The 18,023-nt window shown below is 67.5% G+C and carries 20 protein-coding genes and 1 pseudogene; 17 read left to right on the top strand and 4 right to left on the bottom strand.

The window, feature by feature from the left end; genetic code table 11:
• Window positions 1–9: 9 nt before the first annotated feature.
• A complete protein-coding gene (locus AO501_RS22870; protein WP_055579898.1) occupies window positions 10–363 on the bottom strand; it encodes a hypothetical protein in 354 nt (117 codons plus the stop codon).
• 23 nt (window positions 364–386) lie between these two features.
• Between AO501_RS22870 and hisN the strand changes: the two genes are divergently transcribed.
• The 3 genes from hisN to AO501_RS22855 all read left to right on the top strand — a co-directional run bounded on the left by hisN (window position 387) and on the right by AO501_RS22855 (window position 3,887).
• Window positions 387–1,175 (top strand): histidinol-phosphatase, encoded by a 789-nt coding sequence (gene hisN / locus AO501_RS22865; protein WP_055579897.1) that lies wholly within the window; start codon window positions 387–389, stop codon window positions 1,173–1,175.
• Window positions 1,176–1,250: 75 nt separating this feature from the next.
• Window positions 1,251–2,642 carry an acyl-CoA dehydrogenase family protein gene (locus tag AO501_RS22860; protein WP_055579896.1) on the top strand — a complete coding sequence of 464 codons (1,392 nt, stop codon included), beginning with the start codon at window positions 1,251–1,253 and terminating at the stop codon, window positions 2,640–2,642.
• Between the two features lie 42 nt (window positions 2,643–2,684).
• The gene (locus AO501_RS22855; RefSeq protein ID WP_055579895.1) at window positions 2,685–3,887 is read left to right on the top strand and encodes an acyl-CoA dehydrogenase family protein; all 1,203 of its coding nucleotides are present in this window, start codon (window positions 2,685–2,687) and stop codon (window positions 3,885–3,887) included.
• Here the strand turns inward: AO501_RS22855 and AO501_RS22850 are convergent.
• Window positions 3,880–4,500 (bottom strand): TetR/AcrR family transcriptional regulator, encoded by a 621-nt coding sequence (locus AO501_RS22850; RefSeq protein ID WP_055579894.1) that lies wholly within the window; start codon window positions 4,498–4,500, stop codon window positions 3,880–3,882. The genes AO501_RS22855 and AO501_RS22850 overlap by 8 nt on opposite strands.
• A gap of 76 nt (window positions 4,501–4,576) precedes the next feature.
• Between AO501_RS22850 and AO501_RS22845 the strand changes: the two genes are divergently transcribed.
• Window positions 4,577–5,476, top strand: a complete 900-nt coding sequence (locus AO501_RS22845) for an amidohydrolase family protein (protein ID WP_055579893.1) — start codon at window positions 4,577–4,579, stop codon at window positions 5,474–5,476.
• Window positions 5,477–5,531: 55 nt separating this feature from the next.
• Here the strand turns inward: AO501_RS22845 and AO501_RS22840 are convergent, their stop codons facing one another.
• On the bottom strand, window positions 5,532–6,386 hold the full coding sequence (locus AO501_RS22840) for an oxidoreductase (protein ID WP_055579892.1): 855 nt from the start codon (window positions 6,384–6,386) through the stop codon (window positions 5,532–5,534).
• Window positions 6,387–6,409: 23 nt separating this feature from the next.
• Here AO501_RS22840 and AO501_RS22835 point away from each other — a divergent pair, with 23 nt between their 5' ends.
• The 13 genes from AO501_RS22835 (at window position 6,410) to AO501_RS22775 (ending at window position 17,360) form a co-directional block, all read left to right on the top strand.
• Window positions 6,410–7,408, top strand: a complete 999-nt coding sequence (locus AO501_RS22835; protein WP_055579891.1) for an oxidoreductase — start codon at window positions 6,410–6,412, stop codon at window positions 7,406–7,408.
• Between the two features lie 21 nt (window positions 7,409–7,429).
• Window positions 7,430–8,398, top strand: coding sequence for an NADPH:quinone oxidoreductase family protein (locus AO501_RS22830; RefSeq protein ID WP_055579921.1), 969 nt, complete (start codon window positions 7,430–7,432; stop codon window positions 8,396–8,398).
• A gap of 90 nt (window positions 8,399–8,488) precedes the next feature.
• A complete protein-coding gene (locus AO501_RS22825; protein WP_055579890.1) occupies window positions 8,489–9,583 on the top strand; it encodes a homogentisate 1,2-dioxygenase in 1,095 nt (364 codons plus the stop codon).
• Window positions 9,580–10,755 carry an alpha/beta fold hydrolase gene (locus tag AO501_RS22820; protein ID WP_055579889.1) on the top strand — a complete coding sequence of 392 codons (1,176 nt, stop codon included), beginning with the start codon at window positions 9,580–9,582 and terminating at the stop codon, window positions 10,753–10,755. Before AO501_RS22825 ends, AO501_RS22820 begins: the two co-directional genes overlap by 4 nt.
• Entirely contained in the window at window positions 10,752–11,951 is a 1,200-nt protein-coding gene (locus AO501_RS22815) for a CaiB/BaiF CoA transferase family protein (RefSeq protein ID WP_055579888.1), read from the top strand. Before AO501_RS22820 ends, AO501_RS22815 begins: the two co-directional genes overlap by 4 nt.
• A complete protein-coding gene (locus AO501_RS22810; protein WP_055579887.1) occupies window positions 11,948–12,844 on the top strand; it encodes a hydroxymethylglutaryl-CoA lyase in 897 nt (298 codons plus the stop codon). The genes AO501_RS22815 and AO501_RS22810 overlap by 4 nt, the downstream gene beginning before the upstream one ends.
• Complete coding sequence (locus tag AO501_RS22805) at window positions 12,844–13,455, top strand: TetR/AcrR family transcriptional regulator (protein ID WP_055579886.1); 612 nt, start codon at window positions 12,844–12,846, stop codon at window positions 13,453–13,455. Before AO501_RS22810 ends, AO501_RS22805 begins: the two co-directional genes overlap by 1 nt.
• Before the next feature lie 19 nt (window positions 13,456–13,474).
• Window positions 13,475–14,713 carry an acyl-CoA dehydrogenase family protein gene (locus AO501_RS22800; protein WP_055579885.1) on the top strand — a complete coding sequence of 413 codons (1,239 nt, stop codon included), beginning with the start codon at window positions 13,475–13,477 and terminating at the stop codon, window positions 14,711–14,713.
• Window positions 14,714–14,720: 7 nt separating this feature from the next.
• A complete protein-coding gene (locus tag AO501_RS22795) occupies window positions 14,721–15,674 on the top strand; it encodes a phosphotransferase family protein (RefSeq protein WP_055579884.1) in 954 nt (317 codons plus the stop codon).
• On the top strand, window positions 15,671–16,015 hold the full coding sequence (locus AO501_RS22790) for a DUF6285 domain-containing protein (protein WP_231752583.1): 345 nt from the start codon (window positions 15,671–15,673) through the stop codon (window positions 16,013–16,015). Before AO501_RS22795 ends, AO501_RS22790 begins: the two co-directional genes overlap by 4 nt.
• The gene (locus AO501_RS22785; protein ID WP_055579882.1) at window positions 16,012–16,407 is read left to right on the top strand and encodes a nuclear transport factor 2 family protein; all 396 of its coding nucleotides are present in this window, start codon (window positions 16,012–16,014) and stop codon (window positions 16,405–16,407) included. The genes AO501_RS22790 and AO501_RS22785 overlap by 4 nt, the downstream gene beginning before the upstream one ends.
• A complete protein-coding gene (locus tag AO501_RS22780; protein ID WP_055579881.1) occupies window positions 16,404–16,946 on the top strand; it encodes a YceI family protein in 543 nt (180 codons plus the stop codon). The genes AO501_RS22785 and AO501_RS22780 overlap by 4 nt, the downstream gene beginning before the upstream one ends.
• 15 nt (window positions 16,947–16,961) lie before the next feature.
• Window positions 16,962–17,360, top strand: a complete 399-nt coding sequence (locus AO501_RS22775) for a response regulator transcription factor (protein ID WP_055579880.1) — start codon at window positions 16,962–16,964, stop codon at window positions 17,358–17,360.
• A 7-nt stretch (window positions 17,361–17,367) separates the two neighbouring features.
• Here the strand turns inward: AO501_RS22775 and AO501_RS38405 are convergent.
• Window positions 17,368–18,023 (bottom strand): annotated as a pseudogene (locus AO501_RS38405) (hypothetical protein); the annotation flags it as partial.

The raw sequence follows: 18,023 nt of genomic DNA, 5'->3' as shown, positions 1-18,023 counted from the left end.
GGGGTCAGCTCAGTCGGCCGGCTCAGGCGGCTCAGCCGGCTCAGGCGGCGCGAAGTTCCAGTTGTCCGGATTGTTCGGCGAGTAGACCACCGGAAACTGCTGGCCGGTCACCGGCCACTGGTCGACGTCGACGACCATGCGCCGGTACACGGCGTGCTCGTTGACCGTGGGCCCGTTGATGACGCCGGAGATGGTGGCGAACTGCTCGCCCTGGGCGCTGATGTCATCCGGGCGCGGGCTGACACCCGTCACCAGCAGCGTGCCGCTGGCCAGGGCGCCGCGCGGGCCGGGACGGATGAACCGCGGCGCCAGAAACACCACCAGCACCGCCACCAGGAGGAGCAGCACCATGAATTCCCACATCCCGCCATGGTAGGACTGCTGGGGTGGAGCAGACGGATCTGCAGTTCGCGCTGGAACTGGCCGACCGGGCGGACGAGTTGACCCGCGCCCGATTCGGCGCCCTCGACCTACGCGTCGACACCAAACCCGACCTGACGCCGGTGACCGACGCCGACGAAGCCGTGGAGACGGAACTGCGCGAGGCGATCGCCGGCGGGCGCCCCGGGGACAGCGTCCTGGGCGAGGAATTCGGCGGCACCACCAGCTGGCACGGACGGCAGTGGATCATCGACCCGATCGATGGCACCAAGAATTTCGTGCGCGGAGTTCCGGTGTGGGCCAGCTTGATCGCGTTGCTGGACGACGGCATCCCGGTCGTCGGAGTGGTGAGCGCGCCGGCACTGCAGCGACGGTGGTGGGCGGCGCGCGGGCAGGGCGCGTTCGCGTCGGTTGCCGGCGACCCGCCGCGTCGTCTATCGGTTTCGGCTGTGGCGCAACTAGATTCGGCCAGCCTGTCGTTTTCCAGCCTCAGTGGCTGGGCCGAGAAGGGGTTGCGGGGACGATTCATCGATCTGACCGACGCCGTCTGGCGGGTGCGGGCCTACGGCGACTTTCTGTCCTACTGCCTGCTTGCCGAAGGCGCGGTGGACATCGCCGCCGAACCCGAGGTGTCGGTCTGGGATCTGGCTGCCCTCGACGTCCTGGTGCATGAGGCGGGCGGGCGGTTCACCAGCCTGGACGGCACCACCGGTCCGCACGGCGGGAGCGCCGTTGCGACCAACGGTCTGCTACACGAAGACGTGCTGAATCAGCTGCGGCCCGCTGTGAACTAGCTAACACGTGCCATCTATCTTACTCCGGAGTAAGATACGGTTATTCGCATCGCCCCAACGACAGAGGCTGCTGATATGACCGACACACTTCCTGCTTCCGGCACGCGCTCCAAGAAGCGCCGCGACCCCCAGACCACCATCGGGATGAAACCGCACAAGCGCACCGGCGTCGACATCGCCATCGCGTTGCTGACGCCGCTGGTCGGCCAGGAGTTCCTGGACAAGTACAAGCTGCGCGACCCGCTCAATCGGACGCTGCGTTACGGCACCAAGCAGGTGTTCTCCACCACCGCCGCGGCAAGCCGCCAGTTCAAGCGGGTGCAGAGCCTGCGCGGCACCCCCACCCGGCTGAAGTCGAGCGGCAAGAACTACTTCGACCTCACGCCCGACGACGACCAGAAAATGATCGCCGAGACCGTCGAGGAATTCGCCGCGGAGATCCTGCGCCCGGCCGCCCACGACGCCGACGAGGCCGCGACCTACCCAGGCGGCCTGATCGCCAAGGCCGCCGAACTGGGCATCACCGCGATCAACATCCCCGAGGACTTCGACGGCATCGCCGAGCACCGCTCGGCAGTGACCAACGTGCTGGTGGCCGAGGCGCTGGCCTACGGCGACATGGGCCAGGCGCTGCCCATCCTGGCGCCCGGCGGTGTCGCTGCGGCGCTGACGCATTGGGGCAGCGCCGATCAGCAGGCAACGTACCTGCGCGAGTTTGCGGGCGAGAGCGTCCCGCAGGCGTGCGTGGCCATCGCCGAGCCGCATCCGCTGTTCGACCCGACGCGGCTGCGGACCACCGCGGTGCGCACCCCGTCCGGCTACCGACTCGACGGCGTGAAGTCGCTGGTGCCGGCCGCCGCCGATGCCGAATTGTTCATCGTCGGCGCACAGCTCAACGGCAAGCCGGCGCTGTTCATCGTCGAATCCTCCGCCCAGGGACTGACCGTCAAGGCGGACCCCAGCATGGGGATTCGCGCCGCCGCGTTGGGACAGGTTGAGCTGAACGGTGTTTCGGTGCCGTTGCACGCCCGGCTGGGTGAAGACGCGGCCACCGACGACGACTACTCCGAGGCGATCGCACTTTCCCGGCTGGGCTGGGCGGCACTGGCCGTGGGCACTTCACACGCGGTGCTCGACTACGTCGTGCCGTATGTGAAGGAGCGCGAAGCCTTCGGCGAGCCGATCGCCCGGCGTCAGGCCGTCGCCTTCATGTGCGCCAACATCGCCATCGAACTCGACGGTCTGCGGCTGATCACCTGGCGTGGCGCGTCGCGCGCCGAGCAGGGTCTGCCGTTCGCCCGGGAGGCGGCGCTGGCCAAGCGGTTTGCTTCCGACAAGGGCATGCAGATCGGCCTGGACGGCGTGCAGCTGCTCGGCGGCCACGGATTCACCAAGGAACACCCGGTCGAGCGCTGGTACCGCGATCTGCGGGCCATCGGCGTCGCCGAAGGTGTAGTGGTCATCTAACTCGTTTACTACTTCGTATATTTCAAAGGCGAAAGATCAATCATGGCAATCAATCTCGAACTGCCCGGCAAGCTGCAAGCGGTAGTCACCAAGACCCACCAGGGCGTCGCCGAATTGGTGCGGCCCATCGCCCGCAAGTACGACCTTCGGGAACACGCCTACCCGGTCGAACTCGACACGCTGATCAATCTTTTCGAGGGCGCGTCGGAGTCGTTCAGCTTCGCGGGCGCCGGCGAGCTGCGGGGCAGCGACAAGAAGGAAGACAACCACAACGGGGCCAACATGGCCGCCCTCGTGCAGACCCTGGAGGCCAGCTGGGGTGACGTGGCGATGATGCTGTCCATCCCCTATCAGGGACTGGGCAACGCCGCGATCTCCGCGGTGGCCACCGAGGAGCAGCTGGAGCGTCTGGGCAAGGTGTGGGCCGCCATGGCGATCACCGAACCCGGCTTCGGCTCGGACTCGGCCGCGGTGTCCACTACGGCGAAGCTCGACGGCGACGAGTATGTGATCAACGGCGAAAAGATCTACGTCACAGCCGGTTCGCGCGCCACCCACATCGTGGTGTGGGCCACGCTGGACAAGTCGAAGGGCCGCGCGGCGATCAAGTCGTTCATCGTGCCGCGGGAGCACCCCGGGGTCACCGTCGAGCGGCTCGAGCACAAGCTCGGCATCAAGGGGTCGGATACCGCTGCCATCCGGTTCGATAACGCGCGCATCCCGAAGGAGAATCTGCTCGGCAACCCGGAAATCGAAGTCGGCAAAGGCTTCTCGGGTGTCATGGAGACCTTCGACAACACCCGTCCCATCGTCGCCGCCATGGCCGTCGGGATCGGTCGCGCCGCGCTGGAGGAGATCCGCAAGATCCTCACCGACGCCGGGGTCGAGATCGACTACGACCGGCCCGCACACGTCCAGAGCGCGGCCGCGGCGGAATTCCTGCGGATGGAATCGGACTGGGAGGCCGCCTACCTGTTGTCGTTGCGTGCGGCATGGCAGGCCGACAACAGCATCCCCAATTCCAAAGAAGCATCCATGAGCAAGGCCAAAGCGGGCCGGATGGCCAGTGACGTCACTCTGAAGACCGTCGAATTGGCCGGCACCACCGGATATTCCGAGCAGATGCTGCTGGAGAAGTGGGGCCGCGACTCCAAGATCCTGGACATCTTCGAAGGGACACAACAGATTCAGCAGTTGGTGGTGGCCCGCCGCCTGCTGGGCCTGTCGTCGGCCGAGCTCAAGTGAGCTGGCGGGCGAGGTCGTAGATGGCCCGCCCGTGCAGCTCGAACAACGCGATCAGGTCGACGGCGTCACCGCCGAGTTCCTTGGCGATGAATAAGCCGTCGGCGCCGGCCATCGCATAGGTCGCGAGCTGGTGCACGTTGGCCTCGGTCAACTTCGGCATGACCGCCCGAAAGTTGTTCTTGAGTTGGTCGAACGCGCGGGCCCTGACCTGAATGAACATCGTCTTGGCACGGGGTTCTTCCGGGCGGCGCTCGAGGGCGAGCATCAGTCCGAGTCGCAGGAAGTCCGGCGCCTCCAGCAGAGCCTTCGCGGTCTGTTCGGTGAGCCCGGCGACCAGCTCCCGCGGATCGGACGTATCGGTCGGTTCCGCGAGGTTCCACGCGCTCAGCCAGGTGCCGAAACTGCGCTCGATGACTGCGGCGATCAGGTCGTCTTTGTCCTTGAAATGCCAGTAGATTGAGCTTGCCGGCAGCCCGCACTTCGCGCTGACCAGGCCGATACTGGTGCCCTCATAGCCGCGTTCGGCCGCGATCTCGGTGGCTGCGTCCAAGATCCGGGTGCGCGACAGTTCGCCGTCGGCCCGGCGCTTTCGCTCGGTCTTCTCAGCGGCCATGCAACTCCCCTTGACTCCGGAACTCACTCTACATTACCGTAGCGATCACTACGGGGCAAATATCCGGGGGACGCACATGGGCCGAATCGACACTCATCATCACATGATTCCCGAGGTCTACCGGAAGGCGTTGCGCACGGCGGGAATCGACGCTGCCGGCGGGCGCGACCTGCCGCAATGGAGCCCGCAGGAATCGCTGCAGACGATGAGGGAACTCGGCGTCGACACCGCCATCCTCTCGGTGTCCGCGCCGGGTACCAGCTTCCTTCCCGACGCGGCAGCGGCGGCGGCCCTGGCCCGAGATGTCAATGACTATGGCGCCGAACTGATGTCGGCCCAGTTCGGCTTGTTCGCCACGGTGCCCCTGCCCCACCTGGACGCGGCCGTGGCCGAGACGGTGCGCGCGCTGGACGAGCTGCGGGCCGACGGGGTGGTGCTGCTCGCCAACAACGACGGGGTTTACCTGGGCGAAGACGGCCAGGACCCGTTGTTCGCCGCCCTGAACGAACGGCGCGCCGTGGTGTTCATCCACCCTGCCGAGCTACCCGGCCCGACGGTGCCCGGCGTCGCGCCGTGGGCCACCGACTTCCTGCTCGACACCACCCGCGCGGCATTCCTGTTGGTGCGCAACGGCATCCGTCAGCGCTATCCCGAGATCAGATTCATCCTCAGCCACGGCGGCGGCTTCGTGCCATACGCCAGTTACCGGATGGCCATGGCGATCACCGCCGAAACCGGTCGGGACCCGTTCGAGGTGCTCGATGAACTGTCCAGCTTCTACTTCGACACTGCCCTCACGTCGAGTCCCGCCGCGCTGCCGTCGCTGCTCGCGTTCGCCAAGCCGGGTCACATCACCTTCGGCTCGGACTTCCCCTTCGCGCCGTCGTTCGTCGGGAAGATGTTCAGCGACAACCTGGAAAGCTTCCCGGGCATCGACGGCGAGTCGCTGGCGACCGATTTTCTTCGTCGAACGTGAACTGAGGGCGAGATTTTCACGATTATCGCGCCCTGACGTCACGCTCGGCGCCAGGCTAGGCCACCGCGTCGAGTTGCGCGCGCAGCTCGTCGTCGAGCTCGATGTCCCTGACGGCAACGTTTTCTTCCAGGTGGCCAACCGACGACGTGCCCGGGATCAGCAACACATTGGGCGCCACACCGAGGGTCCAGGCCAGCGCCACCTGCGCCGGGGTGTGACCCAGCCGCTCGGCTGCGCTGCGCACCAGCTCGTGTCCCAGCACCGGATTCGACGGCGAGAAGGCCGAACCGAGCGGGAAGAACGGCACGAACGCGATGCCGCGTGCCGTGCACTCCTCCAGCACCGGAGCCGACGACCGGTCGACGAGGTTGAAAGCATTCTGCACACAGGCGATTTCGGTGCGCTCCAGGGCGTGCAGCAGATGCCGGTGCGTGATCTCGCTGAGCCCGATACCGCCGATCAGTCCTTCGTCGCGGGCCGTGATCATCACCGAGAGCTGTTCGTCGAACAGGTCATCCGGCTCATTGCTGTCCATCAACCGCAGATTCACCACCGCCAGGTGGTCGACACCCAGCGTCCGCAGGTTCGCTTCGAGGTCGGCGCGCAGGGCGGCGGGATCGGCCAGCGGCAGCCAGGCGCCCGCCTCGTCGCGGCGTCCGCCGACCTTGCTCACCAGGGCCAGGTTCTCCGGATACGGGTGCAGCGCCTCCCTGATCAGCTCGTTCGCGACGTCCGGCCCGTAGAACTGGGCGGTGTCGATGTGGTCTACCCCGAGTTCGACGGCCCGCCGCAGCACGGCCACTGCCGCGTCACGGTCGCGAGGCGGACCGAACACTCCTGGCCCGGGCAGCTGCATCGCTCCGAAGCCGACCCGGGCAACCGAAAAACGACCAAGTGGAAAGGAATCCATAACTGAGGCTAGCGTCGAGTCCTATGCAGAAATTCCCCGCGCTGGTGGCGCATCAAGAGGGCGACCAGATTTCCACGACAGTCCAGACGCTATCCGAAACTGACCTGCCGCCCGGCGAAGTGACGATCCGCGTGCTGTATTCCAGCGTCAACTTCAAAGATGCGCTGGCGTTGACGCCGGGCGGTGGCGTGGTGCGCAGTTATCCGTTGGTGCCCGGCATCGACCTCACCGGCGAGGTGGTCGATTCGCAGTCGCCGGACTTCGCCGTAGGTGATGCCGTGGTGGCGCACGGCTACCAGATCGGCACCGGCCATCACGGCGGATACGCCGAATACGCGCGGCTGCCCGCCGACCAGGTGGTGGCGCTCGGGGCGCTGAGTCCGCGCGACGGCGCCGCGATCGGGACCGCGGGTTTCACGGCGGCGATGAGCGTGCAGGCCCTCACCGACTGGGGCATCACGCCCGGAGACGGGCCTGTCGTGGTCACCGGTGCGTCCGGTGGCGTCGGCACCGTGAGCGTGGACCTGCTGGCCGCTGCCGGCTTTCAGGTGGTGGCGTCCACCGGCAAGCCACAGGCCGAAGAACTACTGAAACGGCTTGGCGCTGCGGAGGTTATCGGGCGATTGCCGGCCGATCCGGACGCCAAGCCGCGGCCCCTGGCCAAGGCGCGCTGGGCGGCCGGCGTGGATTGCGTCGGCGGGGCGACGCTGGCCGACGTGCTCAGCGCTGTCGATTACCGCGGCGCGGTCGCCGCCAGCGGGCTCACCGGCGGCGTGGCATTGCACACCACGGTGATGCCGTTCATCCTGCGCGGTATCGCCCTGCTCGGCATCGACTCGGTGCAACTGCCGATCGGTCCGCGCCGCGACCTGTGGGCGCGGTTGGGCGATTCGCTGCGGCCGCGTCACCTGGACGCGGTCACCACCGAGGTCGACGTCAAGGATGTGGTCGGAGTTCTTGACCAGGTGCGCGCCGGGGCCTTCACGGGCCGGGCCGTCGTACGGGTCGCGGGTGGCTTCTGAGCCGGAAGTAGGGTGATCGGCATGCGCGCAGCACGGGTGACTCGGCTGGATGGTCCGGATGCGATCGAGGTGACAGACATCGACGAACCCACCGGGGACGGTGTGGTGGTCGATGTGCACGCCGCCGGGGTGGCCTTCCCCGATGCGCTGCTCACCCGCGGGCTGTATCAGTACCGGCCGGACCCGCCGTTCACCCTCGGCGCCGAGATCGCCGGGGTGGTGCGGTCGGCGCCAGAGGGCGCCCACGTCCAGGCCGGCGACCGGGTGCTCGGGTTGACCATGCTGACCGGCGGCATGGCCGAGGTCGCGGTGCTCGCGCCCGACCGGCTGTTCAAGCTGCCCGACAACCTGAGCTTCGAAGCCGGCGCGGGCGTGCTGTTCAACGACCTGACCGTGTACTTCTCGCTGGCCGTCCGCGGTCGTTTACAACCCGGCGAGACGGTGCTGGTGCACGGGGCGGCCGGCGGAATCGGCACGTCGGCGCTGCGACTGGCCCCGGCGCTGGGCGCATCGCGGGTGATCGCCGTGGTCAGCTCCGAGGAGAAGGGCCGGATCGCCACGGCCGCCGGGGCGACCGACGTGGTGCTGGCCGACGGATTCAAGGACGCGGTCAAGGAATTGACCGGTGGCCGCGGTGTCGACATCGTGGTGGATCCCGTCGGCGGTGACCGGTTCACCGATTCGCTGCGCTCACTGGCTCCGGCCGGCCGGTTGCTGGTGATCGGTTTCACCGGCGGCGAGATACCGACGGTGAAAGTGAACCGGTTGCTGCTCAACAACATTGACGTCGTCGGCGTGGGGTGGGGCGCCTGGGCGGGCCGCCACCCCGGCTCGCTCGAAGAGCAGTGGGCGGCCCTCGAAGAGCTGTTCACCTCGGGCAAGCTGCGCGCCCCGGAGCCGGAGGTCTTCCCGCTCGAAGAAGCGGCGGCAGCGGTGGCGTCGCTGGAAAACCGCACCGCCAAGGGCAAGGTCGTTCTGCGGGTCCGCTAGATCCGGCGTGACGGGCACAGCCCCTTGCCCACGCGCAAAACAGAAAGTAATGTCACTTTTACTTTCTGCACGCTATCTGGAGGCCGCTTCATGGAATCGTTTGTCCACTTGCGTAAAGGCAGGACACCGCGCCGTGTTCACGCCGATCTCGACGGCCTCAAGGACGACGAACTCGGCCGCGGCGGCTTCACCGGGCGCACCGCCAACATCTACCGCCGCCACGACCCCACCGCCTTCCGCGCCGTCGGCCCACTGCGACCCGTCGACGTCCTGGCTGAGCAGCTCAAGCCCAGTGACGCCACCGACGCCAACGGCGGACCGCTGTTGATGTTCAGCAACGCCGACTGCCGGGTGTTCCTGAGCCGGCGCCACGAGGAGATGCCCTTCTACACCCGCCACGTGGACGGCGACCTGTTGTGCTTCGTGCACGACGGTGCCGGCCTGCTGGAGACCGAGTTCGGGCCGTTGCGCTACCGCACCGGCGACTGGGTGTACCTGCCGAAAGCGACCACCTGGCGCCAGATTCCGCAAAGCGAAACCACGTTGCTGATGATCGAGGCCACCGACGAGTTCCGGGTGCCGCCGCCCGGAGCGCTCGGACGGCACTTCCCGTTCGATCCGTCGCAAGCCGTCATCCCCGAGCCGGCCCCGATCGAAGACGACGGCCGCGACGAATACGAAGTCCGCCTCATCCATGAGGGCGGCCCGACTACCCTTTACTACCAACACAATCCGATTGATGTCGAAGGCTGGCGCGGCGACAACTTCGCGTTCACGTTCAACATCGCCGACTACAACGTCATCACCTCCGACAGCATGCACCTGCCGCCGACCGTCCATCTGTTCATGCAGGCGACCGGCGTCTACGTGATGAACTTCCTGCCCAAACCGGCCGAGACCGTCCCGGGCACCGAACGCACGCCCTGGTATCACCGCAACGTCGACTACGACGAGATCGCGTTCTTCCACGGCGGCTCGCTCTACGGCATCCCGATGCCACCGGGCCTGATATCTCATGCGCCGCAAGGGGTTCACCACGGAGCGCCGGAGAAGGCACGCGAACGCGCCCGGCGCAAGTTCGACGAGTACACCAGCGTCGACTGGCAGGTGATCGCGATCGACACCCGTCGCCGGCTCATCCCGTCGGCCGAGGTGCTGGCGCACGACCTGGGGCAGCACTCATGAAACACGACTACGAGCGCATCCCGTATCTCGTTGCTTTCCAGAACAATTCCGGCGTCCGCGACGTCTACGGCGGGCTCGCGGAAATCACGGTGCTGGAAAGCTATCTGCTCAAGCCGAAGGACCGGGCGTCCGACACCGTGCTGGTGTTCATGCATCCGATCGGTGGCGGCGCGTACCTGCCGATGATCAACGCGCTCGCCCGCGCCGGGCATCATGTCATCTACTGCAACAGCCGTTTCCGCGGCACCGACTCCGCACTGCTGATGGAGAAGGTGGTCGAGGACCTCGGCGAATGCATCAAGGACGCCAAGAACCGGTTGGGCTACCGCAAAGTGGTGCTCGCCGGCTGGAGCGGGGGCGGGTCGCTGTCGGTGTTCTACCAGCAACAGGCCCAGCACCCGACCATCACCGCCAGCCCGTCCGGTGACGGACCCGACCTGACCCAGCTCGAACTGCCGCCCGCCGACGGCATCATGCTGCTCGCCGCGCATATCAGCCGGCACGGCACCCTGACCGAGTGGCTGGATGCGTCCATCCTCGACGAAGCCGACCCCACCCAGCGCGACCCCGAGCTGGATCTCTACAACCCGGACAACCCCAATCAACCGCCCTACACCGAGGAGTTCCTGACCCGCTACCGGCAGGCGCAGATCGACCGCAACCGGCGGATCACCGCGTGGGTCCGCGAGAAGCTGGCCGAACTCAAGTCGGCCGGCCGCCCGGATGACGAGTTCTGCTTCGTCGTACACGGCACCATGGCCGACCCGCGCTGGCTGGACCCCACCGTCGACCCCAACGAGCGCACGCCGGGCACCTGTTACCTGGGCGACCCCCAGGTGGTGAACATGAGCCCCGTCGGCCTGGCGCGGTTCTCGACGTTGCGCGGGTGGCTGTCGCAGTGGAGCTATGACGAGGCCCGGGGCGACGGCGTAGCGTGCGGGAAGGACCTCACGATCCCTGCCCTGGTGATCGGTAACCTGGGCGACGACGCATGCACACCCAGCCACACCCGTCGGCTCTACGAGGCGATCGGGCACCCGGACAAGGAGATGCACGAAATCCCCGGCGCCACACACTATTACGCGGGACCCGACCAGCGGGACAAGCTACGCCAGGCGGTGGATATCGTCACCGACTGGCTGACCCGGCACAACTTCGTGGGCTCGCAGTGACCGGTGCTCTCGACGGTATCCGGGTGCTCGAACTCGGCACCCTGATCGCGGGCCCGTTCGTCGGCCGCCTGCTCGGAGACATGGGCGCCGACGTCATCAAGGTGGAACCACCGGGCGCCCCGGACCCGTTGCGGACCTGGGGGCAGGCAGAAATGGACGGCCATCGCGTCTTCTGGACCGTGCACGCCCGCAACAAGCGGGCCATCACCCTCGACCTGCGCAAGCCGCGGGGGCGCGAACTGTTCCTGGATCTGGTCGAGAAGTCCGACATCGTGGTGGAGAACTTCCGGCCGGGCACCTTGGAGAAGTGGAACCTGGGTTACGACGTGCTCACCGAACGCAATCCGGGCATCATCCTGGTCCGCGTCTCCGGCTACGGCCAGACCGGACCCGACGCCCGCAAGGCCGGCTACGCGTCGGTCGCCGAGGCGGCCAGCGGGCTGCGGCACCTCAATGGCTTCCCCGGCGGCCCGCCGCCCCGGCTCGCGCTGTCGCTGGGCGACACCCTGGCCGGCATGTTCGGCGCCCAGGGCGCACTGGCCGCGCTGCACCGCCGCAGCGTCACCGGGCACGGCCAGGTGGTCGACGTCGCGCTGACCGAATCCTGTTTGGCGGTACAGGAATCCACCATCCCGGATTACGACGTCGGCGGTGTGGTGCGGGGCCCGTCGGGTACCCGGCTGGAGGGCATCGCGCCGTCGAACATCTATCAGAGCGCCGACGGGTCGTGGGTGGTGATCGCCGCCAACCAGGACACCGTCTTCGCCCGGCTGTGCAAGGCGATGGAGCGCCCGGAACTGGTCACCGACGACCGGTTCGCCACCCACGGCGCCCGGGGACGCAACCAGGACGAGCTGGACGAGATCATCGGCGCCTGGGCCGCCCAGCGTGCACCCGCCGAGATCATCGAAACACTCTCCGCCGCAGGCGTGATCGCCGGCCCGATCAACACCGTCGCCGAGGTGGTGAACGACCCGCAGTTGCGGGCCCGCCACATGCTGGTACCGCACCACGACGAACGCCTGGGCCGCGACGTCCTGGGTCCGGGCATCGTGCCGGTGCTCTCGGAATCGCCGGGCCGCGTGCGCAATGCCGGTCCGGCCCGCCCGGGACAGCACAACGACGACATCTACACCGGGCTGCTGGGCAAGACAGCCGACGAAGTCGCGTCGTTGGCGGCCGAGGAGGTCATATGAGCCCCCATGTCGACATCCGCGAGGTGGCGCTGCGGGACGGGTTGCAGATCGAGAAGCCAATTCCGTTGTCGGCCAAGCTGGAACTGTTGGCCGCCCTGGCCGCCACCGGCGTGCGCGAGGTCGAGGCCACCGCCTTCGTGTCGCCGTCGAAGGTGCCGTCGATGGCCGACGCCGCCGAGCTCGCCGCCGAACTGCACAGTTACCCCGACATCGAATTCTCCGCGCTGGTGGCCAGTCCGAACGGAGCCAGGCGAGCGATCGCCGCCGGGTTGCGGTCCATCGAGTACGTGGTCGCGGCATCGGACGCCTTCAGCCAGGCCAATGTCGGGCGGTCCAGCGCCGAGGCCACCGAACAGATCAGCGAGATCGTCGCCATCGCGCACGACGCCGACGCGGCCGTCGAGGTGATCGTCGCCACGGCGTGGGACTGCCCGTTCGAGGGACCCACTCCCCCGCAACGCGTGCTGGACATCGCCGCCGCGGCGCGCGAACGGGGCGCCGACCGGTTCTGCATCGCAGACACTATCGGCACGGTCACGCCGGGGCGGGTGACTTCGCTTGTGCGGCAACTATATCCGGTGGTCGGCGAGTTGCCGCTGGGCGCACACTTCCACAACACCCGCGGCGCCGGCCTGGCCAGCGCGTACGCCGCTGTGGCGGCCGGTGTCACCCGACTGGACGCCTCGGTGGGCGGACTGGGCGGTTGCCCGTTCGCGCCGGGGGCGACCGGCAACATCGCCACCGAGGACCTGGTGTACCTGCTGACCGACAGCGGGTTCGACGTCGACGTGGACCTGCGGGCCGCGATCGCCGCCGCGCAGGTTGCCCGAGCGGCCGTCGGCCATGACCTGCCGAGCGCCCTGCTGCGCGCGGGAGACCGGATGCGGACCTGATGCCGGCAGAAGTGCTCAGCGCCAAGGGCCAGCAGACGCGCCAGGCCATCGAGCTGGCGGCGCGGAAGCTGTTCGCGGAGCGGGGTTTTCACGGGACCACCCTGGCCGACATCACCTCTGCCGCCGGCAAGTCGTCGGCGGTGTTCTACCGTTACTTCACCGACAAGGAAGATCTGCTGGCCGCGCTGGCGGAGTCGTTCCTGCACGACGTCGTCGAGCCGTCCGGCTTGCGGGTTCAGCTGCCCGAATCACCGGATGACGATGCCTTCTTCACCTCCGTGGTCACCGGCTACTGGGGCATGTTCAAGCAGAACATCGGCATCATGATCGCGGTGGCTCAGCTGGCCGCCACCCAACAACGGTTCGCCGACGTCCAGAACGAATTCCGGCGATTCGGAATGGACATCGTGGCCGCTTCGGTACGTCGCGCGCAGGAACAGGGCCACGGCGGCGAGCTCAACCCGGAGCACACCGCGGCGGCCATCGCGCTGCTCTTCGAGAACTTCACCACCGTGTTCGTCGGGAAACCGGACCTGGGCGTGACGATCAGCGACGACGACGCGATAGCCCTGCTGTCGCGGATCTGGAAGAAAACTTTGTACGGCGCTTGACAAGACAAAGGAGATCAACGTGGATTTCAGCCTGCCCGAACACCTTCCGGGTCTGCTCGCGGAGATGGACGAGTTCATCGAAACCGAGATCAAGCCGCTGGAACGCGAGAACATCCAGTACTTCGACCATCGGCGCGAGAATGCCCGCACCGACTGGGACAACGGCGGCATCCCCCGCCGGGAATGGGAAGACCTGCTCGGTGAGATGCGCAGGCGCGCCGACCGGGCCGGCTGGCTGCGGTACGGGCTGCCGTCGCAGTTCGGCGGACGCGACGGCACCAACATCGACATGGCGGTCATCCGGGAGCATCTGGCGCACAAGGGACTTGGCCTGCACAACGACCTGCAGGACGAGTCGTCGATCGTGGGCAACTTCCCGCAGGTGATCATGATGGACCGGTTCGGCACCGACGCGCAGAAGAAAGAGTGGACCGAGGCGCTGATCACCGGTGAGCGGTCGATGGCCTTCGGGCTGACCGAGCCCAAGCACGGCTCGGATGCCACCTGGCTGGAAACCACCGCCGTCCGCGACGGTGACGACTGGGTGATCAACGGCGCCAAGCGATTCAACACCGGCGTCCATCGCGCCACCCACGACCTGGTGTTTGCCCGCACCTCGGGCGAACCCGGCCAGGCCCGCGGCATCACGGCCTTTCTGGTGCCGTGCGACTCGCCCGGTTTCACCATCCCGTACTACTGGTGGACGTTCAACATGCCCACCGACCATGCCGAGGTGGAGCTCAAGGACGTCCGGGTGCCCGACAACGCGATCCTGGGTGAGGTGGACCGCGGACTGGAAGTGGGCCAGACCTTCCTGCACGAGAACAGGATTCGTCAGGCCGCCAGCAGCCTCGGCGCCGCCCAGTACTGCATCGACCGCGCCGTGGCCTACGCCGGCGAACGTCACGTCTTCGGCAAGCCGCTGGCGGTGAACCAGGCGGTGCAGTGGCCGCTGGTGGAACTGCAGACCGAGGCGCAGATGGTGCGACTGCTGGTGTATTACGCCGCAACCCAATTGGATCGCAACCACCACATGGAGGTCTCCGACAAGGTGTCGATGGCCAACTACCGGGCCAACCGGCTGGTGTGCGATGCGGCCGACCGCGCCATGCAGGTGCTCGGCGGCATCGGTTACAGCCGGCACGAGCAACTCGAACACATCTACCGCCATCACCGCCGCTACCGGATCACCGAGGGTGCGGAGGAGATTCAGATCCGCCGGGTTGCCCAGCGGCTGTTCAAGTTCGGCAAGAAGTGACCAAGAGATGACGCTGTCCGAAAGCTTGACCGGGCTGCTCGAGCCGGTATTGGGCGACGGCGTGGCGATCGACAACCTGCGGGTGCTCACCGGCGGCGCCAGCCGCACCACCTGGGCGTTCGACGCCGTCACCGGCAGCGACCGAAGACCCCTGATTCTGCGCACCGGGCCACCCGACGACATCCACGCCGGCATGGAACTGGAAGCCCGGGTGCAGGCCGCCGCGGCGGCCGCCGGGGCACCGGTGCCGCATGTGCTGGTTGCTGATAATTCTCTTGCGGCACTGGGTAATCCGTTTCTGATCTGTGAGGAGATCAAGGGCGAGACCATCGTCCGGCGCATCTACCGCCAGCTCGACGACCCGCAGCGGCTGTTGCAGCAATGCGCGCAGGCCCTGGCCGCGATCCATCGCGCCGATGCCGGCGATCCCGACCTCGCCCACGATGACCCCGTCGAGCATTCCCGCCAGCAGCTCGACGACATGGGCGACACCACAGCCACTTTCGAATGGACGATCCGCTGGCTGAGCGCCCACCGGCCCGCTCCGTCGCCCACCGTGCTGGTGCACGGTGATTTCCGGATGGGCAACCTGATTGTCGACGGCTCCGACCTGGCCGCCGTGCTGGACTGGGAGCTGGTGCACGTCGGCGAGCGTTACGAAGACCTGGCCTGGTTCTGCGTGCGCGCGTGGCGGTTCGGTGCGCCCGCCAGCCGTGCGGCCGGCGGACTGGGCAGCATCGAAAGCTTCCTGCGCTCCTATGAGGAGGCCGGCGCAACGACAGTCGACCGGACCGCGTTTCACTGGTGGCTGGTGCTGGCCACGTTGCGCTGGGGTGTCATCTGCCGTTATCAGGCCGAACGCCACCTGAGCGGGCAGACCCGCTCAGTAGAGCTGGCGACGATCGGTCGCCGGGTGTGTGAGAACGAATGGGATCTGCTCGAGCTGTTGGAGGATTCGTGAACCTACACGGCCGGCCCACCGCGGCCGAACTGGTCGCCGCCGTCGCCGAGTTCCTGGAGAACGACGTGCGGGACGCGACCACCGGCCAGGTCAATTTCCACGCCCGAGTGGCCGCCAACGCCCTGCGCATGGTCGAGCGCGAACTGCAGAACCCCGGCGAGACCGAGGTTCGCGCCGCCCTGACCGGCCTGGGCTTCGCCGACGAACCCGCCCTGGCCGCAGCGATCCGTGCCGGTGAGCTCGACGACCGTGGCGACGACGTCGCCGCGTGCCTGCGCACGCTGGTACGACACCGACTGGCCGCCGCCCACCCCGGATACGACAAGGAGCCCGCTTCATGACGATCACCGAGGTCGCCGACCGGCTGTTCAGCGCAATCGAGAAGGGCGACCGGGAGACTGTCGCCTCGATGTGGGGCGACGACGTCGCCGTCTGGCGCACCGACGGCCGCCGCGACCCGACCACCTGTGATGACAAGCCGCGGGCACTGCGCGTCATCGACTGGTTCCTCTCGACCACCGCTACGCGCGGCTACGAAATCCTGGACCGCCAGGTATTCGAGAACGGATTCGTCCAGCAGCACGTGTTGCACGCCACAGGCCACGGCGGCCAGTCGATCGCGATGCGGGTTTGCATCGTGATCAAGGTGGACAAAGAAGGTCTTATCAACCACATAGACGAGTACTTCGACCCCGCAGACCTCGCGCCCCTACTAGTCAGGGACTCACGATGACCACGCTGGAAACTCTGCTCACCGACCCGGAATCCGCCGGGACGTGGGCTCTGGTGCCCGACCGCTCCGCGGTCACCTTCAAGATCCGCAACATGTGGGGCCTGATGCCCGTCAAAGGCGCCTTCACCGAGTTCAGCGGCGAGGGCCGCCTCACCGGCGAAGGCGAGGTGGCAGGCCGGATCGACATCCAGGTCGCCTCACTGGACACCGGGATCGCACGCCGCGACAAGCACCTGCGTTCGGCCGACTTCTTCGACGTCGAACGCTTCGGCGAGATCACCGTCGTCGTCAACGCCCTGCACCCGGCTACCGGAAAGTCCGCCGACCTGCACACCCACTTCACCATCAAGGGCATTACGGAGCCGGTGCCCCTCCCGGTGACGATCACCGAACTCGACGACGGGTCGGTACGGGTTTCGGGTCGGACGCAGATCGACCGATCCCGGTTCGACCTGGACTGGAACAAACTCGGCGTGATGTCCAACGCGGTCACGGTGTCCGCTGAAGCCGTCTTCGTGCACCCGGCTCAGACCGCGTGAAATAACATCTGCACCGTGCCTGACTCCAGCCCGCTGCGCATCCTCGTCTACAGCGACAACGTCCACACCCGCGAACAGGTGAAGCAGGCCCTGGGTAAACGGCTGCACCCGGACCTGCCCGAACTGAGCTACGTCGAGGTCGCCACCGGCCCGATGGTGATCCGCACGATGGACGAAGGCGGCATCGACCTGGCCATCCTGGACGGAGAGGCTGCGCCGACCGGCGGCATGGGGATCGCCAAGCAGCTCAAGGATGAGTTGTCGTCGTGCCCGCCGATTCTGGTGCTGACCGGACGTCCGGACGATGCCTGGCTGGCCAGCTGGTCACGCGCCGAGGCGGCGGTGCCGCATCCGCTCGACCCCATCGTGCTGGGCCGCACGGCGCTGAGCCTGCTGCGCGCCCCCGCGCACTAGCGACGCGTCAAGCGCCGGGTATCTGGACCCGCGCTTCTTCCTCTTCTTCGGCCCGGGGGCGAAACTCGCCGGGGGCGATCTTCGGACGTAGCGTGGCGACCGTTTCTTCGGCTTCCTCTGCGACGGCGTCCGACGCGCGGAATCCCGATGCCGGGATCCGGGATGCTCCCGCTGCTGGTTGCGTGGCCGGCTTCGCTTCGCCGGGAGCTGCTGCCGCCGCGGCGCCGGGCACCGCTGTGGGCAGCACGCTCATGGCCGGCACTTCGGGCTCGGGCGTTTCGGCCGTGCCTTCTGCTTCTGCTGTGGCTTCCTCGACTGCGGCAGCCTCTTCTTCCTTCTCCTCGGCCTTGGCGGGCACCGGCATCGAGGGTCCGTCGCCGAGTAGACCGGCGCTGCGGGTCATTGCCCCCATCGGCATGGGCATCGGCATCATCCCGAAGCCACCGACACCAGAACTGGCCACACCGGGATTGGCGCTGGTCGCCGCCGCGCTGCCGACATCGGTCCCAGCGGCGGTGCCGCCGGTGTAAGCACCCGCGTCTCCGCCGGTGTAGCTGGCCGGGGCGAGGCCGCTGTCGGCGCTGCCGACGCCGCCTCCGCCGCCACCGCCGGCGGCTGCTGCGCCCTCAGTACCCGTGGTCCCGGGCGGGGCGCCTCCGCCCC

Source organism: Mycobacterium gordonae, assembly GCF_001417955.2.
Lineage (GTDB): Bacteria > Actinomycetota > Actinomycetes > Mycobacteriales > Mycobacteriaceae > Mycobacterium > Mycobacterium gordonae_B.
This window is presented reverse-complemented; position numbering and strand designations above follow the sequence as displayed.